The following is an 18480-nucleotide window of genomic DNA, read 5'->3' as shown; positions in this document are numbered from 1 at the left end:
CATTACCAGTCAGTATGGTCCTCTATTCGGGTGGGGGCAAGAAGCGGTAGAGGGGGCTCTTTTCGTCAATCAGGGGGCGTAAGGAAGCTATGGGAATCGGGAACTCGGGAATACCCACGTAGTAGGGGGTGTACTCATAGGTGGCAAAATAGATAACTAAGTAGTCATCGCGCAGGAAGTAAGACTGATTGGGTTTAATTTGCGAAAACTCGGCGATAAGGGGGATATCGCGCTCCTTAATTTGCCGTTTAATCTCCTCGCTAAGGGGTGTTATGTAGTTGCACCCTGCACAAAACAGCTCCGAAAGGGGATAGTTGTGCCCAGTGAGCACATTCATGGTGGCGCTGTCGCGCAAAGTCAAGCCGTGGGCGGCATGACGGCGATAGGCGTAGATATCCATAACAATGCTGAGAATTCCATTTGAGTTTAGCTCCGTACTATTGGTGCCCCAAACAAAGACATCTTTCTGTTGGTAGCCTTGTTGGCGAAGCAAAGCCCTAACTTTGCGTCTAAGCAAGGCATTCATGCGTACGCGGCTCCTGTTATGGGGGACTGCGGCTACCTGCGGGTACACTACGGCGCCAATGAGGGAGTAGTCCACGGACATTCGCTCCTTTGTATTATCTATTTGCATTAACATATTCACGGAAGGAACAGAGAGTGCGCATGTCGAATTAAGGCGCAGGGCTTTTTGCAAGGCCTAAAAAAGGGATTATGGGGAGGAAGTGTTTAATGTTGCTAAAGAAAATCGCGACCATCTCTGTCGTTACATTCCTCATGGCATCCATTCTTACGGCTTGCGCGCCTAAGCAGCCCCTCATCTTAGCCACCACCACAAGCACAGTCGATTCAGGCTTGCTAGAAGTGCTCATACCCATGTTTGAACAACAAAGCGGCATTACCGTGCAGACTGTTTCAGTCGGTACTGGCAAGGCCTTGGCCATGGGCGAGCGGGGCGAGGCGGACGTGCTGCTGGTGCATTCTCCTGCCGCAGAGCAAGTACTTGTGGACAGTGGCGCAGCTATAAATCGCCAGTATGTTATGCATAATGACTTTGTCATTGTCGGCCCTAAAACTGACCCCGCCGGTATACGCGACGGGAAAGACGTCGCTCTAGCGCTACGCCAAGTGCAGGACGCGCAAGCTCTCTTTGTAAGCCGGGGCGATGACTCTGGTACCCACAAGAAGGAGCAAGAAATTTGGGCCGCTCTAGCGGTGACGCCATCGGGCAACTGGTACATAGAATCAGGTACTGGCATGGACCAGACCTTGCGCATCGCCGATGAACGACAAGCCTATGTGCTGACAGATAGAGGGACTTTTCTCGCACACAAAGCAAATCTAACGCTTGAAATCCTCGTCGCGGGCGATCCGCTACTCAAAAATCTGTACCATGTTATGCAGGTTAATCCGGCGCGTTTTCCTCGTATCAATGCGCGCGGCGCAGAACGTTTTGTCAGGTTCATGCTGTCAGATGCGGCGCAGAGCGAAATTGCTAAGTTTGGCATAGACAAGCATGGCGAACCCCTGTTCTTCCCCAAGGAGAAAGCAGGCAACTAGCCCAAACCTATTTTTTGCAGTTGCGGCCTGCGATAGTTAAAATGTGGGCGTACAGAAGACTTGACTTCGTGCTCTAAAGCGGTCAAAATAGTAGGCATAGCGAGTAATTTGCTTTGGTCGCGCTATGCGGGGAGGTAGCGGTGCCCTGAACCTGCAATCCGCTGTAGCAGGGCAGAAGCCTGTTTTGAGGCTTTCATTTGTGGTGCTTGCCCTCAGTAAGTGGTGTTGACAAGTGGGTCCGACGCAACAAAAATTCATGAACCCCGTCAGGTCCGGAAGGAAGCAGCGGTAAGTGGACCCTTTTGTGTGCCGCCGGGGAGCCTGCTTCGAGCTAACTGCCGTGGTTACAACCGGAAGTGACTGTCGAAGGCAGGGCGCGGCCATCTATGTTGGCCGGGACATTTAGTCCCGGCTTTTTCGTACTTCGGCAGGGAAAGTCGCTGTCTGTGGGTAATATAGAATGTATGCTTAGTGATGTCGTGGGGAGGAGGAGAGGTCTTGGGCTACCAAACACTGTATCGCGAGTGGCGCCCCGCAACCCTAGCTGAAGTGTCTGGGCAGGAGCATGTAAAGCGGACGCTAGCTAACATGCTCAAGGCGGGGCGGGTTCCCCATGCACTGCTTTTGACAGGGCCGCGTGGCACTGGCAAGACGAGTGTCGCTAAAATTGTCGCGCGCGCTGTTAACTGTGAACTAGGGGTCACGGCCGAACCTTGCTTGGTGTGCGCATCATGTGTGAGCATCGGGCAGAATACTAGCCTAGACGTGCTGGAGATTGATGCCGCTTCAAACCGCGGTATCGACGAAATTCGTGAGCTGCGCGAAAATGTGAAGTACGCCCCTAGCAAGTCGCGTTACAAGGTTTACATCATAGACGAAGTACATATGTTGACCAACGAGGCCTTTAACGCTTTGTTAAAGACTCTCGAAGAACCGCCTAGCCATGTTCTGTTTGTGCTGGCGACAACCGAAGCCTACAAATTGCCGGCGACGATTATCTCTCGCTGCCAACGTTTTGATTTTCGTCGTCTACGCGCAGATACCATTGCATCGCGCCTAGAGCAAATTGCCACAGCTACTAACGTAAAAATTTCTCAACCTGCTCTGCGCATGATAGCTCTACAAGCTGGCGGGGCCCTGCGCGATGCTTTAGGATTGTTCGAACAGTGTGTCGCGCATGCCGGGGCAGATGGTCTTATCGAAGTGGAGCACGTGGAAAGTGTGAGCGGCTCCGTACCTATAGAAGTGTACTTGCGCCTACTGCGTGCCTTGACGCAAGGCGATATGGCTTCAGTCTTATCCGAGCTGAATGACGAAGTCATACATGGTCGCGAGGCGGGCCAATTGTTGTCTTCATATATAGCCACCCTGCGTCTGCTACTTCTGGTCGCACATTCCCCAGCGATGTTGGTTGAATTTGGGCACGAGCCAGCGCAAGTCGAAGTACTCAAAGAAGTAGCAAGAGGCCTAGAGAGCTCTATAGCGCCGGTAATTGAAGTGGCCCTGCAGACAGAAGGTGAACTGCGGTATGGCGGTCACCAACAGCTGGCTCTAGAAGTGATGCTCCTTAAGCAGCATGCCATAATCGCCGGGCGGGGCGCCGCCGTAGTGGCACAGGACGTAGTAGAGGCCACGCGTGTAAATTCCTCGCGCGGGGGGAAGGTAGCGGCGAGACCCGCCGAGCAGGTAAAGATCACCCAGGTAGAGGTAGAACACCCGAAACCGCAATCACCTGAACCGGAGGCGCAGAAACCGGAATCATCGCCCGCGAGCGCGCCAGTTGTTGGAAGTGTGGCTATGCTGCTCAAAGTTTGGCCAGAGGTACTAAAAATAATTAAACAAAGAGCCCCACTGACCGGGGCGACTTTAGGAGCAGTGGCTCCCATCCGTATGGAAGGCAATTTAGTGACTCTGCAAATGAAAGACAATAATGTGCACACCTATAAAAGGTTAAGCGGCATTGTTGAATTAGGGCAGATAAAAGAGGCCTTTGCTAAGGTGATGGACATGGCGGTGGAAGTACAGATTAAGTTGCCTAGCAGCGAGGCAGGAGAGTCACCTTTGCCGCGCGAAGAGCAAGTTAAACAGGTGCTGGAGATTTTTCAGGGCACCTTGATCGACGAAAATCATTAACTAAGGAGGGCTATCATGAACAATATGAAAGATATGATGAAGGCCGCGCAAAAAATGCAGGACCGCATGCAAAAAATGCAGGAAGAGCTAAACATGCGTACCATTGATGCTAGCGCAGGGGGTGGCATGGTAAAGGCAGTCGTAACGGGTGGGAAAATGCTTAAAGAAATTACAATCCACCCCGAGGCAGTGGATTTAAACGACATCGAGATGTTGCAGGACCTAATCATTATTGCGGTAAACGAAGCCCTGCGCAAATCGGAAGAGATGGTCAATGCGGAGATGGGCAAGGTTACCTCAGGGCTCAAATTGCCGCCTGGTCTCTTTTAGCTAAACGTGCTGACGTATCCGCAGCCTATACTCAAGCTTATCTCCGAACTGGCGCGCTTGCCAGGCATCGGGCCCAAAACAGCACAGCGCCTAGCTTTTTACCTGTTGTCGCGTGACAAGCTGCAGGTAATGGAACTAGCGAAGGCGATAACCGAAGCCAAGGATAAAGTAACATACTGCCCTACCTGTTTTAACCTAGCAGAGGGCGGTAAGTGCGCGCTATGCACACAGTCCGGGCGCAGGACAGAGCTCTTGTGTGTGGTCCAAGATCCTCGCGACGTGGCGGCCATTGAAAGAACGCATGATTACCGCGGGCAGTACCATGTTTTGCACGGGGCTATTTCGCCTATGGACGGTATCGGGCCAGAACAGCTTAAAATAAGGGAGTTAATGTCTCGTCTACAAGATGGCGACGTTAAAGAAATTATTTTGGCGACCAATCCTAACATTGAAGGCGAAGCTACGGCGCTGTACTTGGCTCGCTTGATCAAGCCTTTTGCCATTAAGGTAACCCGTTTGGCCCATGGTTTGCCTGTCGGCGGCGACCTTGAATATGCTGACGAAATGACTCTAGCTCGCGCGCTTGAAAATCGCCGAGAAGTATAGCATAACTGCTGTCAAAATGGGCAAACTCCTTCTAGCAAAAGAAGGGAGGTGCCTGCATGGAAAGTAATTTTTTGGCCAGTGTGATAAGCTCGCTAGGTAGTAGCTTGGGTATTGCCAAGAGCGAAATCGTGGACAGGGCGTCTTCCGAGATGTTGACTCTGCTCAGTAGTGCGCATCAAGAATGGGTGGCCGCCCGGCAGTATTTTGACCATGTGTCGGACCCCGATCTGATTGATCACGCGGTGTACGTCAATCAAGCTGCAGAAAAACGCTACATGTACCTGCTCAAGCAGGCTCGCAGTCAAGGCATAAACTATCCTGGTATAGCGCGAGAACTATAAACAAGCACAGAACGCGGTCGGCCGCGGTCTGTGCTTGTTTCTCTGGCATGCCCTGCCCTCCTGATGAATACTTTTTAGAGGGGGGGAGAGCATATGGGCGAATGGGATGCTTTTTTCAATATCAACACCGTTATCGCGATTCTGTTTCTCGTGGTTTTAGCCTACATTGTGGGTAGAGCCCTCTTGGTTCCGGTGAAGTACCTACTGAAGTTGCTTGCTATGTCGGTATGGGGCGTAGTGTTGGTGCTCGTAATGAATTTCGCGGGGCAGTACTTTTTTGTAGCCATACCGTTCAACCCTTTTACTGTGCTGCTCGCTGGGTATCTGGGCTTGCCCTGGTCGCTAATTCTAGTAGGCCTGCCACATCTACTGCGCTGAGGATAGATACTCGAGACAAGCTTCGGCGAGCATCGCGGAGCCATATGGTAGGGCGTCTTCGTCGAAGTTAAACTTGGGGTGGTGGATGGGGTAGTGACAATCTTTTTCGGGGTTCAGGGCGCCGAGGTAGAAGAAGCATGAGGGCACCTTTTGCGCAAAGTAGCTAAAGTCTTCGCCCCCCATCGAAGGGACGGGGGCGCGCATTACATTGCTTGCGCCAAGCACTCTTTGGCCGACTCTTTCCACTAGGGTGGTCAATGTGCTGTCGTTCACTAAGACGGGGTAGCCCTCTTCGTAGGTAAGGGTAAAGTCGCAGCGCATACTGTCGCAAACCCCCTTGATAATGCGTTCTATGCGCTCGGGCATCGCAGCGCGGATTTCGGGTGACAAGGTGCGCACGGTCCCCGTAATCTCCACTTCGTCGGCGATGACATTTTCGCGGTATCCCCCTTTAATGGTGCCAAGACTCAAAACTACGGCTGAGAGTGGGTCAATCTCTCTGCTTACAATGGTTTGCAAGGCGACCACTACATGACTTGCCGCGACCACGGCATCGACGGAGAGATGAGGGTGTGCGCCATGGCCCCCTTTGCCGCGGACGACAATGGTAATGGTGTCTGGGGCTGCGCACACCGGGCCCTCCCTGAGGGCGATCTGGCCAGCGCGCACGACAAATGTGCCCAGATGTAGGCCGAAGGCCGCATCCACGGTGGGGTTCTCCAAAACCCCGGCGTTAATGAGAGGCAGAGCACCCCCTGGCCCTTCCTCGGCAGGCTGGAAAATGAGTTTGACATTACCGGGGAAGTCGTTGTTTAGAGCGAGAAGTTTGGCCGCCCCGAGGAGCATGGCGGTATGGCCATCGTGGCCGCAGGCATGCATGAGTCCAGGCGCCTCTGATGCATAGTCGTGCCCGGCCTGCTCGGCAATCGGCAGCGCATCCATATCGGCGCGCAAGGCCACTGTTTTTCCGGGTCGGTTACCGCGAATAGTGGCGACAACTCCGGTGCCGGCCAGAGTATGTGGGACAAGCCCGAGATTCTTTAAGTAAGTACTGACTACGCCTGATGTGCGGTGCTCCTTAAAGCCTAATTCTGGGTTTCTGTGCAAGTCTCTTCGTATTAATATGATCTCCGGCGCTAAGGCTTTAGCTCTGTCAAGTATGTTCTGCATAAAGCCTTTTGCTTAAGCAAATCGACCACGCCGGCAAACTTCGCTTCTTGCCCGATAGGAATCTGCAGCGGAGCAGCCGAAGTGCCAAACGTCTGGCGAATCTCTTCTACAACGCGGTCAAAGTTTGCGTTTTCGCGGTCCATCTTGTTAATGAGAAATGCGCGAGCCATGTTCCTTTCCCCCGCGTAGTCCCATACCTTCTCGGTTCCCACTTCAACACCCGAAACCGCGCAGGCAAAGACAAGCGCGACGTCGGTGGCGCGCAGTGCGCCTTTGACTTCGCCAACAAAGTCAAAGTAGCCAGGCGTGTCGACAAAATTTACCTTGTGCCCTTGCCACACGCACGGCCCCAGAGAAGTGGCGATAGAGATTGAGCGCTTAACCTCCTCCGGGTCGTGGTCGGACACGGTGTTACCTTCGTCTACGCGCCCCATGCGGTCGATAGCTTGGCTGCTGTAGAGGGCTGCCTCTAAAAATGAGGTTTTCCCAGACCCACCATGCCCGACAAGACAGACGTTACGTAGTTCTTCTGTGGCGAATTGCTTCAAGCACTATTCCTCCTTATGTACGGGAGCGTGAGGCACAAAGCCCACGCACCTTAGTTGCCGCTGTAATTGGGGGCTTCTTTAGTAATGTTCACCGTGTGGGGGTGGCTCTCCTTTAATCCGGCGCCGGTAATGCGCACAAACTGTGTTTTTGTCTTAAGTTCTGCCACCGTGCGGCAGCCGCAATAACCCATACCGGCTTTTATGCCCCCAACCGCCTGGAAAATTGTATCAGCAAGCGGACCTCGGTAGGGCACCCGCCCTTCAATGCCCTCCGGCACCAGCTTGTTGGCCTGCTCTTGGAAGTAGCGATCCTTGCTACCCCTTTCCATAGCCCCAAGGCTCCCCATACCGCGATAAACTTTGTAAGTTCTGCCTTGGAAAATCTCTGTTTCGCCGGGACTCTCCTCCGTGCCTGCTAGGAGGTTCCCGAGCATCACCGTATCCGCACCGGCGGCGAGAGCTTTTACTATATCGCCCGAGTACTTAATGCCGCCATCGGCAATAATGGGAACGCCATGCTTCGCCGCGGCACCGGCACAGTCGAGCACCGCCGTAATCTGCGGTACGCCGACGCCGGCTACCACGCGGGTCGTGCATATGGAGCCCGGCCCGATGCCGACCTTCACGCCGTCTGCCCCGGCCTCGATTAAGTCTAGGGTAGCTTCGGCGGTAGCCACATTGCCCGCGACTAGCGCTACTTCCGGCCAAGCGGATCTTAGCTCGCGCACCATCTGCAGCACGCCCTCGGAGTGTCCGTGCGCCGTGTCTACGACCAAGACGTCTACGCGCGAGGCCACCAAAGCTTCCGCGCGCTCCATATTGGCTAGTCCTACGCCGACTGCGGCAGCGACGCGCAGCCGCCCGAGCGAGTCCTTGGTGGCGTTTGGATACTGCCGTGTCTTTTCGATATCTTTAATCGTAATCAGGCCGCGCAGCTGAAAGTTAGCGTCCACCAGCGGGAGCTTCTCAATCTTATGCTTCCAGAGGATTGCTTTGGCTTGCTCGAGCGTGGTCCCCACCGGTGCCGTGACTAGATTCTCTTTCGTCATGGCTGTGTCGATTTTGCCGTCTAAGTCGACCTCAAACCTAATGTCGCGGTTAGTGATAATGCCGACTAGTTTCCCGTTTACCACTATGGGGACACCGGAAATATGGTAGCGTTCCATCAGGCGCAAGGCATCGCGAATCGTGTGCTCCGGCGAAAGGTATATAGGGTCGGTGATTACGCCGTGCTCAGACCGTTTGACGCGGTCGACTTCAGAAGCTTGCTGCTCGATGCTCATGTTTTTGTGAATTACGCCTATACCGCCCTCGCGCGCTATAGCTATCGCCATACGCGCTTCGGTGACGGTGTCCATTCCTGCGCTCACAATAGGAATATTAAGCTTAATGCCGCGCGTTATCCAAGTTGAAGTGTCTGCGTCCCGCGGCAGCATATCTGACCTGCGGGGGAGCAACAATACATCATCAAAGGTTAGGCCTTCCTTGGCAAATCTCGGTTCGGTGTGCAAAACTCTACCCCCTCGTCAGTAATAGCAGTCTAAAAAGTCAGCAGCGGCTTGGTTACTTATCTTACCATGTGCACGCGAGGGTGACAAGCCACGGAGCTAGCGTTAATTAGCGGCGGACTTTGACGGGCGCTTCGTATTGTACGCCAAAGGTATCTACCGTCACTCTTTTCATTACCTCGCGTGGCTCAAGTGCTAAGCCATTTTGAGCTTGGTCGCTCGGGCCATTCACGATGCGGTCTACTACTTCCATGCCGGAGATAACGCGGCCAAAAGCAGCGTATTGACCGTCTAAGTGTCGCGATTCAGCATGCATAATAAAGAACTGCGAGCCTGCGGAGTCAAAGAGCTGACTGCGGGCCATAGAAATAACGCCGCGCTCGTGCCTAAGCGGATTGCGCACGCCGTTAGCCGAGAACTCGCCCATAATAGCGTAGCCCGGGCCGCCGGTTCCGTTGCCGTCGGGGCAGCCGCCCTGAATCATAAAGCCCGGCATGATCCTGTGAAACACAAGACCGTTATAAAACCCATCCTGTACAAGCTTGATGAAGTTATTAACTGTATTAGGTGCGGCGTCTGGGTCAAGCTCAATCTTAATTGTTCCGCCTGCCGCCATTTCAATCGTCACTACGGGCTTTGGCCGCTCAGCTTGGCACGCAGTCAACACCAGGCTTAGCAGCAAAAGGACTAGAACGGGCAGCAAAATCTTCTTCTGCATGGTGGGTTCGCCTCCTCGGAAGTTTAGTGAACTCCCTTAAGTGCGGAAATTCACTTTTCGTTACTTATTGTACAGGAAACACGAGCAGGAATACAGACCGCTTAGGCGAAAGGTATATTGTGGAGGACGGAGGGTTGCACTTTGTACTTTGCACTTTGCACTTCGTGGAAGGGGGTAGCGCCTCTAGTTCCCCTTTGACCTTTCCACCTTTTCACCCCGTCACCGCTCACAGCTCACAGCTCAAAGCTGTCCCGGCGGCCGGCGGCTGGGGGCTGGCGGCTCGCCTCCAAGCGACAAGGAAAGGAGCATCTCCTACTCATGCGCCTCACAGCACGCCAGATGACTACAATCGCCATGGTAGTGGCCTGCGCGGCCGCTCTAGGTTACCTGCTCCTTACTGCCCTGCCCCTGCCAGGCATGAAATTCGCCCTACTGGCGCCGCTCTTGGCCATGATGGTAGGTATCCCGCTGTCGCTTATCCGCGAACGCGGTGTATTGCTCCTGACGGCAGTAGTGCTTGCCGCCGTAATGAGCCTCGTGAGCCTCCTTATGGGCGCAGCTATTGTTTTGACAGGCTTGCTCGAAGAGGCCTTCGCACTGCTATTATGCCCTCCGCCCTACTCGCGCAAGGCCGTGCGTTGGCTATCCTCTACGTTCCCTACCCTATGCGTTGCTGTGACGGCAATTGTGGCACACTTTGTACTGGGCGTGCCACTGCTCGGCGTCACTTGGAGTGGCCTATTGCCACTGATGCTGTTTACTCAGCTACTAGGAACTGCCGGCTTTGTCGTTACCGAGCGCTTGCTCCTGCCGCGCATTGCTATCGTTAGGCAGCGTCTGCGACGGGAGTAGGTTACTTGAAGGAAACCTCACTTGCTGCGAAGAATTACTTGCAGTGAGACTGAGGCTTCTCCCTTAGTCAACACTAAAATCGAAAGGAAGGTTGTTTGTGAAACACACTTTGCCTGCCCTCCCCTACGCCTATAATGCCCTAGAGCCGCACTATGACGAGGCTACCCTCAAGCTCCACCACGGCAAACATCACCAAGCGTATGTCGACGGCCTAAACAAAGCCGAAGACAAACTGCAGGAAGCTCGCGTCAGCGGAGACTTCGCCTTAATCAAGCACTGGGAACGCGAGCTGGCATTCCACGGCAGCGGACATCTGCTGCACAGCCTCTTTTGGGCCAACATGACTCCAAACGGCCAGGGCGAACCCCAAGGCAAGTTGCTTGAGCTTATCAACGAAAGCTTCGGCAGCATAGATGCATTCAAGAAGCAGTTTAGCGCTGCCGCCGCTGCCGTCGAAGGTTCCGGATGGGCCTTGCTCGTGCAATCGGCCGAATTTGAAGGCCTCCGCATCCTCACGATTGAGAAGCACCAAGACATTTCGTTAATCGGAGCTATCCCCCTGCTTACGGTAGATGTGTGGGAGCACGCCTATTACCTTAAGTACCAAAACCGCCGTGCCGAGTGGATTGCCGCTTGGTGGAACATAGTCAACTGGGACGACGTAGCCAGAAGGATTTGCTGCTGTTAGGAGGGAGGATGTCTCTTGGGGACGGAGGAGTGCGACACATGTCGCACTCCTCCGTCCCCAAGAGACACACAAAGGAGGTTTCCCAATGCATCCGTTAAAACAAACTGTTATCGCGGCTATCGACAATATGGAAACGCAGCTAATCGCACTCTCGCACGCTATACACAGTACACCCGAGACTTCTCTTAAGGAGCACCAAGCAACTAAGTACATTGCCGAGTTGTTAACAAACGCAGGTCGACAAGTCCAAAGTGGCGTAGCCGGCCTTGACACAGCGTTTGTTTCCACTGTCAGAGGCCAAGCCCCGCGCCCGCACGTAGCTTTCCTAGCGGAGTACGACGCCTTGCCCGACATAGGTCATGCCTGCGGGCATAACGTGATTGCGGCAGCTTCTGTCGGCGCATATCTCGGTCTCTGCCAAGTTATGCCGCACCTTAATGGGGCTGTTTCTCTCTTCGGGACTCCCGGCGAAGAGGCTGATGGGGGCAAGATAGTAATGCTAGAGGCCGGAGTCTTTGACGACGTAGATTTCGCATTGATGATCCACCCTTCGTCGGGCAAATCGCTACTCGCTCGCGGCGGACGGGCTGCGACTGGGGTTAAGGTGCATTTTGGGGGCAAGGCAGCGCACAGCTCTGCGCCTAGCCGCGGCATTAACGCTCTCAATGCCGTCCTCAGCACATTCCAACATATCGATATGCTCCGCCCGACGTTTAGCTTGCAAGACAATGTCAACGGCATCATCACTAACGGCGGCACAGCCTCTAATGTCATCCCTGGCGAGGCGGCCTGTGAGTTTAGTTTGCGCGCGTCCACACTCGCTGAGCTAAAGCAACTCGTAGAAAAAGTGCAGCTGGCCATTGACGCCGCAGCCAAGCTGACTGGGGCTGTAGCGGAGGTTAAGGTCGGGCTGTTGTATGCCGAGCGCTATCCCAATCAGGTAATGTCGAGCGTCTTTAAGGCAAACATGGCACAGCTCGGGGAAGAGATGGAGTGGGCGTCACCGGTAGGCATGTACGGGTCCTCTGATATCGGCAACATTTCTCTAAAGCTCCCCGTCATTCACGACTATCTCTGGATTGCGCCCACAGAAGTTAACACTCACCACGCTGATTTTACCGCCTTCTCTGCCTCTCAGCGCGCAGATGAGGTAGTTATTAAAGCCGCTAAGGGTCTCGCCATGACTGCCTTTGACATTCTAAACAGTGCCGCCCTGCAAGGTGAAATTAAGGAGTGCTTCACGCACACACTAAATATCCGGTAAGCCCGTAAGGTGACCTACAGCAAGAGATTAGGAGTGCTCATATTGCCCCAAAAGATGTCTCCCCTGCCGTTTTTGGCGGGGCTAGGCTTTGCCACAATCTTTGGTCTCTCGTTCTTGTTCGCCAAAGATGCGATTGCGACCGTTGCCCCACTAACGTTACTGGCCATGCGCTTTTTGTTGGCGGCAGGGGTGGTAACTGTGCTTCACCTGCTAGGGCTATTCCCGCTAGCGTTGCGGGGTAAGAATATCGCTCCTCTTTTGCTGTTAGCAGTTTTTCAACCCGTAGCATACTTTCTGTTTGAAATAAACGGCCTGCAGTTCACTCACACATCGCAGGCCGGCATGATGATTGCCCTAATCCCAATCGTAGTAGCGATTATGAGCAGGGCATGGCTGGGCGAGCGGATCTCTGTGCTGCAGGGTGCGAGCATACTGATGTCGGTGTCTGGGGTATTGCTCATTGTTATTAAAGACGTGGCGAGGGCCGGTCCGGCGAATGCCTTGGGATTAGCGCTCCTTTTTCTGGCAGTCTGCTCAGCCGCAATCTTTAACATCATGTCGCGGCGCGTTTCGGGTAAGTTTACACCCTTTGAGACTACCTTTGTCATGATGTGGGTCGGTGCCGTGAGTTTTTCACTGCCTTTGCTCTTCGGTCAAGGAGTGCAAGCGTTCGCTGGCGGTTTTTCAGCCGTGTTGGCATCTTGGCAGCTGATTGGGGCCGTTGTGTACCTGGGCATCCTATCTTCGGTGGTAGCCTTCTTTCTGGTTAACTATACACTGTCCCATCTCCCGGCCACACAAGCTGCTATCTTCGCTAATGTCGGTACGCTTGTAGCTGTTTGGGCAGGAGTGCTCGTGCGCTGCGAACCCTTTCACTGGTACAGCGCACTCGGCGTCGCCATGATCATTGCCGGCGTGTGGGGGGCAAATCGCTTCGCCGCGCGGCATGAAACTCTAACTTAAACGTCGCAGACAAGCTATGGACGAAGACCCCGAGCAAGGCGCAACCAATTGAGCCGCGCCTTCTCGGAGTTTAGCTAAAAATAGTAACTATGCAAGTTACCTTTTCTCATAGCACTTTTTAAGCAGAAATTGAAAATGCCGTTACCGAAGAATAACCACAACCCAACTAAGACGACAAGATACAAAAACATGGGGTTTGTTGCTAATTCTACAGCGGCTAGGCCTTCCGCCGGCAAGATGTCAGCCCTTAAAAGACTATTCCCCGCAGTAGCAGGTATTAGGTAAACAAGCGGCCTTACTACGGCTGGGATCCTGTCGACATTCACTATGCTCCCCGTGAAAAACAGAACGGTATACGTTAGCACGCTTGATACCGCCCCCGCTTGCTTAAAGACCAGCGATAAGCCTGCCACGACAAACCCCATCCCATACAGCCCAAGTACAGTGAGAATAAAGACTATGCAAAGGGCTAGCACTCTATTACCTAGCCCAAAAAAGACGCCCCACATACCAAATATGGATACAAGGACTGAAAAAAACACTAGAGCAAACATGGACTGAAAGATGAATTGCACAATCAGACGAGCTAGGAAAATACGTTTGATACTCCCCTTGGTAAGCAAAAGCTGTTCGAAAGTGCCCAGCATAAGTTCCTCGGAAACAATTTGCCCGGTGATACCAATGGCATCACCGCTGTAATACCAGAACAACAGAGCAAAGAAGAACGCTAGGGTTGATGAAGGCGCCTGAGAGGTAGTGTGCGCGAACGCAGAAAACAGCCCTACAGCCAAAAGAAAGAGGGTAGCGTGGCCAACTATGTAGTTTAGGAAGTAATTTCGATAGTCAGCGGTTAACTTTTTAAATTCAGCGCGCAGTATCGAGACAAACACTATGCATCCCTCCTTTGGGCTGTACTTTTATGCAGCAGATCAATAAAGATCGACTCTAAATCCGCATTTTCTTTCTCCAGCTCAATAATATTGAAGTTTCGCATTAAAAAGCTCGCCGCTTCAGGACCAGCTTTTACTTGATAGAGAGAATCCTGCAACTCTGTAACCTCTACTTTGGGATCCCTGCGGTTTAGGCTCTCGATTTCCGCACTGGTTGCTCTGAACACAATGCGGTAAGAATCCTCATTCACCTGATAACTCGCTACAAGTTCTGGCATAGTTGAATGATGCACAATCCGCCCCTTATTAATGATAGCTATCCTATCAGAAAGCTCCGCAGCGAGTTCCAAGGCGTGCGTAGTCAAGATGATAGTTTTCCCCCGTGCCAAATCCTTGATGACATCCCTAATCTTAAGGCTGCTTATTACGTCTAGGCCTAAGGTCGGTTCGTCCAGAATAAGGATTTCAGGGTCCTTCACCATCGCAATCATTATCGCCAATTTTTGCTGCATGCCCCTTGAAAGCGTCCCTACTTTATGGCTGATTTTTTCCTGCAGACTGAACATCTCCGTAAGGTAGCATATCCTTTTGCTTAGTTTGGCCCCGGCTAGGCCATTAAGCAGCCCAAAATATTCTAATGTCTCCCTAACCGTAAGGTACTGATACACATTTTTTGCGCTTTCAAGTACGACCCCTATAAGTTGCTTAGCGATATGAGGTTGTCTCCCTATGTCTACCCCGTTAATCATTATCTGGCCCGAGTCGGGCGTGATAAGACCGCACAGCAATTTTATCAGCGTGGTCTTACCGGCTCCATTTGGGCCTAAAAGAGAAAAGATTTGCTTGGGCTCAATATTGAGGTCGATGTGGTCGATCGCTTGAACTATGTCAGACCGATTTCGAAAAGCCTTCGCAACACTTCTGAGCAATATCAAGACCGGTTCCTCCCTAAAGAGTTTTTGCTGAATTTATATTCCCCGCACCAGACATCCCCTTTGTGCGATATGTTTCCATAATGCCCTTTTTTAAAATATGCATCCAATGTCCCTCAATGAGTGTCTTGCGGCACGATCTACGCATTATGCTGTCAAATTGAACAACTGAATCAAAATGACACGACCCGGCACAAATGGGAACATAGGGGCACCCCTCTTTTAGGCACGCTTTCCATCTATTCACGTTGACAAAGTGCACGTAATTCATGTTTAACCCACTGAAGACATCCCCCACAGAATAATTTTTTCGCCCAATTAGAGATATGCATTTGTACAACGCCCCGTCAGCATTAATTATTATTGAATTATTGGAGTGTGCCCAACATGGAGAGTAATTTGATTCATCTAGCGGGCGTATGCCTTGTTGTGCCAGCCAATCAGATAGCATATTTAGGGTTTCGCTGGCATGTTCAAAGCCAAAAGCATATTGCGAACTATGCTTGTTACAATCTGTAGTTTCAACAATGGGAGAAAAATAGATTTCTGACAACTTGTCCTTTATGCCCGTGCAACTCAAATAGTCGATCAGGTTTTTCATTTGATCTAAATTGTGGTTATGTTTGTCCACGCTAATCCTTATCGCTATGTTGGGGATTACATCTATTGTTTCTTGTATGTTCTTAACTATCTTATCAAAAGTCCCTCTGCCATTTACGTCAATTCGCCTCAAATCATGATACTCTTTGCAGCCGTCTATGGTAATTTGCACAAACTCCAAGCCTCTTTTTACGAGCTTGTTCGCGTTATCCCGGCTTAAGGTAGTGCCGTTAGTTACCATATTATACCGATATTTCACATGCCTATCCATAAATAAGGAGTTCAAGCTATCCATAATTCTGAATGTCAGGGATGGGAACAATAAGGGTTCGCCTCCATGCAAAGTGACGGTAGCATGTCTTATACCCTCTAAATAATTCTCTTTTAGAAATACGGGGATTTGTTTCTCCACATTGGCCTCCATGTTTGTCTTGGCTATGTTCTCTTCGAAACAGTACAAGCAACGGAGGTTGCAATTGGTAGTAGGGGCTACAATAAGTTTTAGATCATCTGCCCTGAATTTCTTTTGGTTGTATAGGTGCTCAAAAACAAGATCCTCATCAGTATTATTGTCAACAACAATCATATCTTCTTTTAAGTCAGAGATATTTAGGCCCGCATCTTGAGCCTCAATCCCATCCAGATAGTTGCATAGCCCTTCAAACTGCGGCCTCGAGAGTAGATGAGCCGCCTTGGTCAGGGTGTTGTAGATAAGCAGCATATTGTGCGCTTGAGGATAAAGATTCGAGGGGGCTTCCATAATAACACAAAATTTTGATAGCTTCATGATCGCGCCTCCAATATCTCAAGTGCAACCGAGTGGCCAGATGATTCTGGCCACTCGGTTGTTTTACCGACTTTTGCCGCCACATACCATTCGGCCTGGGCAACCATCACAGACATCGATCTCGTTTTTGGTTAAAGAAAACCTACCCTTACGAATACGCATCAAATCACCTCCTTTCTGCTTCAAGCGTGTAAAGCCCAGTTTATTTCGGCAACTAAGCATTCACTAAGCAATCCCCCCTGCCTGTCACGCAAATTACTGGGGCTATGCGTTGGCCAACTGTTTTAGCTCCCCCAAAATGGCCGTATGAGGATGGGGATCAACCTGAGGGACAATTGCTGCTCCGTGTGTCCGTGCTTAGCCGCAAGCTTAGTAGTGACCGAGGCGGTTCTTACTTGCAGCGGCATACAACACCATGATGAGGAGATCCACCCCTTGTAACAGCCACCAAACAAGGGATTACATAATCATCATCCGCTGCACATGTAAGATCAGCAAAACCAGTTAAAAAAATAAAGCCCAAAATTAGGGTTAACACCAACTTTGCTATCCTTTTCATGAAGCATATCTTTTTCACCTCTTCACCTCCAAAAATTAATAATTCATGGCTTATCCCTTTATTTATTGACATGATATACTATTTCCATCTCACAAACACCCCGATTAAAATCGGGGTGAGGAGGTGCAGTTTTTTGCTTGAGACATATGACCTCAGAAATTTTGGCAAAAAATTAAAGAGACTAAGGGTGGCACTCGGATATTCTCAGTTGATTGTGTCGAGAGAGACCGGAGTCAATATTGATACACTGCGCAAAATTGAAAACGGCCACTCGATACCACGCTATGACACGCTGGTACACCTTAGTTCATTGTTTAAAGTGGATCTTGGCAGAATTCTGGCGTCCTATCAAAGATCTGGCTTGCTTTTCGATTTTTTAAAGTCACTAGATCATCTAATGGCCTTTGGCAGATTCACCGAAATAGAAGGCCTGCATGAATCTTTTAGGGTATCGTTGAGTGAGGCCGATGCACTTAAGCTGGTAGATTGTAGGACATTGAAACAAATCAATCATCTCATATTAGCTATTAGCTTGAGGTACAAAGGCGATCTTCAATCCGCTTACACGAACATTATTTGCGCCCTTAGGCTGTCAATTCATGATTTCCAAATCGAAAATTTTGACCGATATCGTTACAGTGCCCTCGAAATCAGAGGGTTAGTTGTGGTCGCCGCATGCTTAGGTGATCTCAGAAACTGCGAGCTCAGTATACGCATCTCCAAACACGTCTTAACCGTTGTAGAAAGCAACTTATACAGTGACAAAATTGAAGATTTATATGCCATTAAATCTTATGCGAATATATCCTATAATTACCATCGCTTAGATATGCATCACGATGCGCTTCAATACGCACAATTAGGGATAGAATTGTCGTTAAGGAAGGGCCATTTAGACATGTTGCACTTCCTATTTCTTAGAGAAGCTGCTGCTCAGTATCATCTTGGCAATGAACTGCACTTAGAATCTTTCAAAAAGTGCCTGTATACTTTAAAAATTTCAGGCGATCACACGCATTATCAGCACATGGTGCAAATTATTAAAGATAAGTATAATTTAGTGATCACCCTTTAGTAGTAATCCGCTTGCTTTCTGTGGGGAACACGGGGACGACCTTTCTGTATCATCCCACAAAACAAAATTTCACGTCCCCCACTGTTGGAATTCGAGCGACTGTATCACTCACCAAAATTGAGCCGAGCAGGACCACTGTCAGCAGCTAGCTAGTCAGCAGATGCCTTACCCATACTTATCCCCTCCTGGTATACCAGTTAACCACACGGCACCCGCCGATGTAGACCGCACAAAATCCCGCGGCGGGATGACACAATGGTGGGTGGTACGCACAGGCTGTACTAAAATTCGCAAAGCACGCAAAGAAGAGGGATTTACTCAAGCAGAGTTCGCGGGGAACGAGCTAGCCCCATTTAGCAAACTGGGGGGCACGGGGACGGTCCTAAAAGGGTCCAATCGGAAGTTTTGCGGCAAAAAGGCCTAAATTCCGTTATTTAGACGAAACTAGGCCTTGCATATAACTCCGCAAAATTTTCGATTGCCCAGAAGAACGAAGTCGCGGCGGATGCTGTGGGGATTCAATCCTCGAGTTCCCCGCTTTTTTGCGATCTTGGAGTCGGTTCTATTGTATCACTAGG

At 51.1% G+C, this 18480-nt stretch carries 19 protein-coding genes and 1 other RNA gene; 12 read left to right on the top strand and 8 right to left on the bottom strand.

The genetic code is table 11. The features are described from left to right. Nucleotides 1-22: 22 nt before the first annotated feature. Nucleotides 23-601 (bottom strand): DUF3298 domain-containing protein, encoded by a 579-nt coding sequence (locus tag KGZ92_03335; GenBank protein MBS3888322.1) that lies wholly within the window; start codon nt 599-601, stop codon nt 23-25. A 113-nt stretch (nt 602-714) separates the two neighbouring features. On the opposite strand from KGZ92_03335, the gene KGZ92_03330 reads away from it, so the two are divergent. From KGZ92_03330 to KGZ92_03300, 7 genes are all read left to right on the top strand, one after another. Continuing rightward, complete coding sequence (locus KGZ92_03330) at nt 715-1560, top strand: substrate-binding domain-containing protein (GenBank protein ID MBS3888321.1); 846 nt, start codon at nt 715-717, stop codon at nt 1558-1560. Nucleotides 1561-1677: 117 nt separating this feature from the next. After that, an RNA gene (gene ffs / locus KGZ92_03325) (signal recognition particle sRNA large type) lies at nt 1678-1940 on the top strand. Between the two features lie 118 nt (nt 1941-2058). Next, entirely contained in the window at nt 2059-3693 is a 1635-nt protein-coding gene (gene dnaX / locus KGZ92_03320) for a DNA polymerase III subunit gamma/tau (GenBank protein MBS3888320.1), read from the top strand. 15 nt (nt 3694-3708) lie between these two features. Continuing rightward, nucleotides 3709-4023 carry a YbaB/EbfC family nucleoid-associated protein gene (locus KGZ92_03315; protein MBS3888319.1) on the top strand — a complete coding sequence of 105 codons (315 nt, stop codon included), beginning with the start codon at nt 3709-3711 and terminating at the stop codon, nt 4021-4023. 9 nt (nt 4024-4032) lie between these two features. After that, entirely contained in the window at nt 4033-4629 is a 597-nt protein-coding gene (gene recR / locus KGZ92_03310; GenBank protein MBS3888318.1) for a recombination mediator RecR, read from the top strand. A 56-nt stretch (nt 4630-4685) separates the two neighbouring features. After that, nucleotides 4686-4970 carry a YaaL family protein gene (locus KGZ92_03305; protein ID MBS3888317.1) on the top strand — a complete coding sequence of 95 codons (285 nt, stop codon included), beginning with the start codon at nt 4686-4688 and terminating at the stop codon, nt 4968-4970. Nucleotides 4971-5063: 93 nt separating this feature from the next. Continuing rightward, nucleotides 5064-5348, top strand: coding sequence for a pro-sigmaK processing inhibitor BofA family protein (locus KGZ92_03300; GenBank protein ID MBS3888316.1), 285 nt, complete (start codon nt 5064-5066; stop codon nt 5346-5348). Here the strand turns inward: KGZ92_03300 and KGZ92_03295 are convergent. The 4 genes from KGZ92_03295 to KGZ92_03280 all read right to left on the bottom strand — a co-directional run bounded on the left by KGZ92_03295 (nt 5337) and on the right by KGZ92_03280 (nt 9292). Then, nucleotides 5337-6518 carry an amidohydrolase gene (locus KGZ92_03295; GenBank protein ID MBS3888315.1) on the bottom strand — a complete coding sequence of 394 codons (1182 nt, stop codon included), beginning with the start codon at nt 6516-6518 and terminating at the stop codon, nt 5337-5339. The two genes, KGZ92_03300 and KGZ92_03295, sit on opposite strands and share 12 nt — an antisense overlap. Beyond that, nucleotides 6485-7066 (bottom strand): GTP-binding protein, encoded by a 582-nt coding sequence (locus KGZ92_03290; protein MBS3888314.1) that lies wholly within the window; start codon nt 7064-7066, stop codon nt 6485-6487. Before KGZ92_03290 ends, KGZ92_03295 begins: the two co-directional genes overlap by 34 nt. A gap of 50 nt (nt 7067-7116) precedes the next feature. Then, complete coding sequence (gene guaB, locus KGZ92_03285) at nt 7117-8577, bottom strand: IMP dehydrogenase (GenBank protein MBS3888313.1); 1461 nt, start codon at nt 8575-8577, stop codon at nt 7117-7119. A gap of 106 nt (nt 8578-8683) precedes the next feature. Next, the gene (locus tag KGZ92_03280) at nt 8684-9292 is read right to left on the bottom strand and encodes a peptidylprolyl isomerase (GenBank protein ID MBS3888312.1); all 609 of its coding nucleotides are present in this window, start codon (nt 9290-9292) and stop codon (nt 8684-8686) included. 318 nt (nt 9293-9610) lie between these two features. On the opposite strand from KGZ92_03280, the gene KGZ92_03275 reads away from it, so the two are divergent. The 4 genes from KGZ92_03275 to KGZ92_03260 all read left to right on the top strand — a co-directional run bounded on the left by KGZ92_03275 (nt 9611) and on the right by KGZ92_03260 (nt 13059). Then, on the top strand, nt 9611-10144 hold the full coding sequence (locus KGZ92_03275; GenBank protein ID MBS3888311.1) for a hypothetical protein: 534 nt from the start codon (nt 9611-9613) through the stop codon (nt 10142-10144). A 97-nt stretch (nt 10145-10241) separates the two neighbouring features. Further along, nucleotides 10242-10832 carry a superoxide dismutase gene (locus tag KGZ92_03270; GenBank protein ID MBS3888310.1) on the top strand — a complete coding sequence of 197 codons (591 nt, stop codon included), beginning with the start codon at nt 10242-10244 and terminating at the stop codon, nt 10830-10832. Nucleotides 10833-10917: 85 nt separating this feature from the next. Beyond that, nucleotides 10918-12096, top strand: a complete 1179-nt coding sequence (locus tag KGZ92_03265) for a M20 family metallopeptidase (protein MBS3888309.1) — start codon at nt 10918-10920, stop codon at nt 12094-12096. A gap of 54 nt (nt 12097-12150) precedes the next feature. Further along, nucleotides 12151-13059: a DMT family transporter gene (locus KGZ92_03260; GenBank protein ID MBS3888308.1), complete on the top strand. Its 909-nt coding sequence runs from the start codon at nt 12151-12153 to the stop codon at nt 13057-13059. Nucleotides 13060-13133: 74 nt separating this feature from the next. Here the strand turns inward: KGZ92_03260 and KGZ92_03255 are convergent, their stop codons facing one another. The 3 genes from KGZ92_03255 to KGZ92_03245 are packed head-to-tail and all read right to left on the bottom strand — an operon-like array spanning nt 13134 to nt 16268. Next, entirely contained in the window at nt 13134-13949 is an 816-nt protein-coding gene (locus KGZ92_03255) for an ABC transporter permease (GenBank protein MBS3888307.1), read from the bottom strand. Then, nucleotides 13949-14884 (bottom strand): ABC transporter ATP-binding protein, encoded by a 936-nt coding sequence (locus KGZ92_03250; GenBank protein MBS3888306.1) that lies wholly within the window; start codon nt 14882-14884, stop codon nt 13949-13951. The genes KGZ92_03255 and KGZ92_03250 overlap by 1 nt, the downstream gene beginning before the upstream one ends. A 13-nt stretch (nt 14885-14897) precedes the next feature. Beyond that, nucleotides 14898-16268: a radical SAM protein gene (locus tag KGZ92_03245; protein ID MBS3888305.1), complete on the bottom strand. Its 1371-nt coding sequence runs from the start codon at nt 16266-16268 to the stop codon at nt 14898-14900. 692 nt (nt 16269-16960) lie between these two features. On the opposite strand from KGZ92_03245, the gene KGZ92_03240 reads away from it, so the two are divergent. Continuing rightward, on the top strand, nt 16961-17902 hold the full coding sequence (locus KGZ92_03240) for a helix-turn-helix transcriptional regulator (protein MBS3888304.1): 942 nt from the start codon (nt 16961-16963) through the stop codon (nt 17900-17902). Nucleotides 17903-18480: the final 578 nt, after the last annotated feature.

It is taken from the genome of Bacillota bacterium (assembly GCA_018333655.1).
In the GTDB taxonomy this organism is placed as follows: Bacteria; Bacillota; UBA994; order UBA994; family UBA994; genus BS524.
Note: the sequence above shows the minus strand (reverse complement) of the source record. Positions and strands in the feature narration are given on the sequence as shown.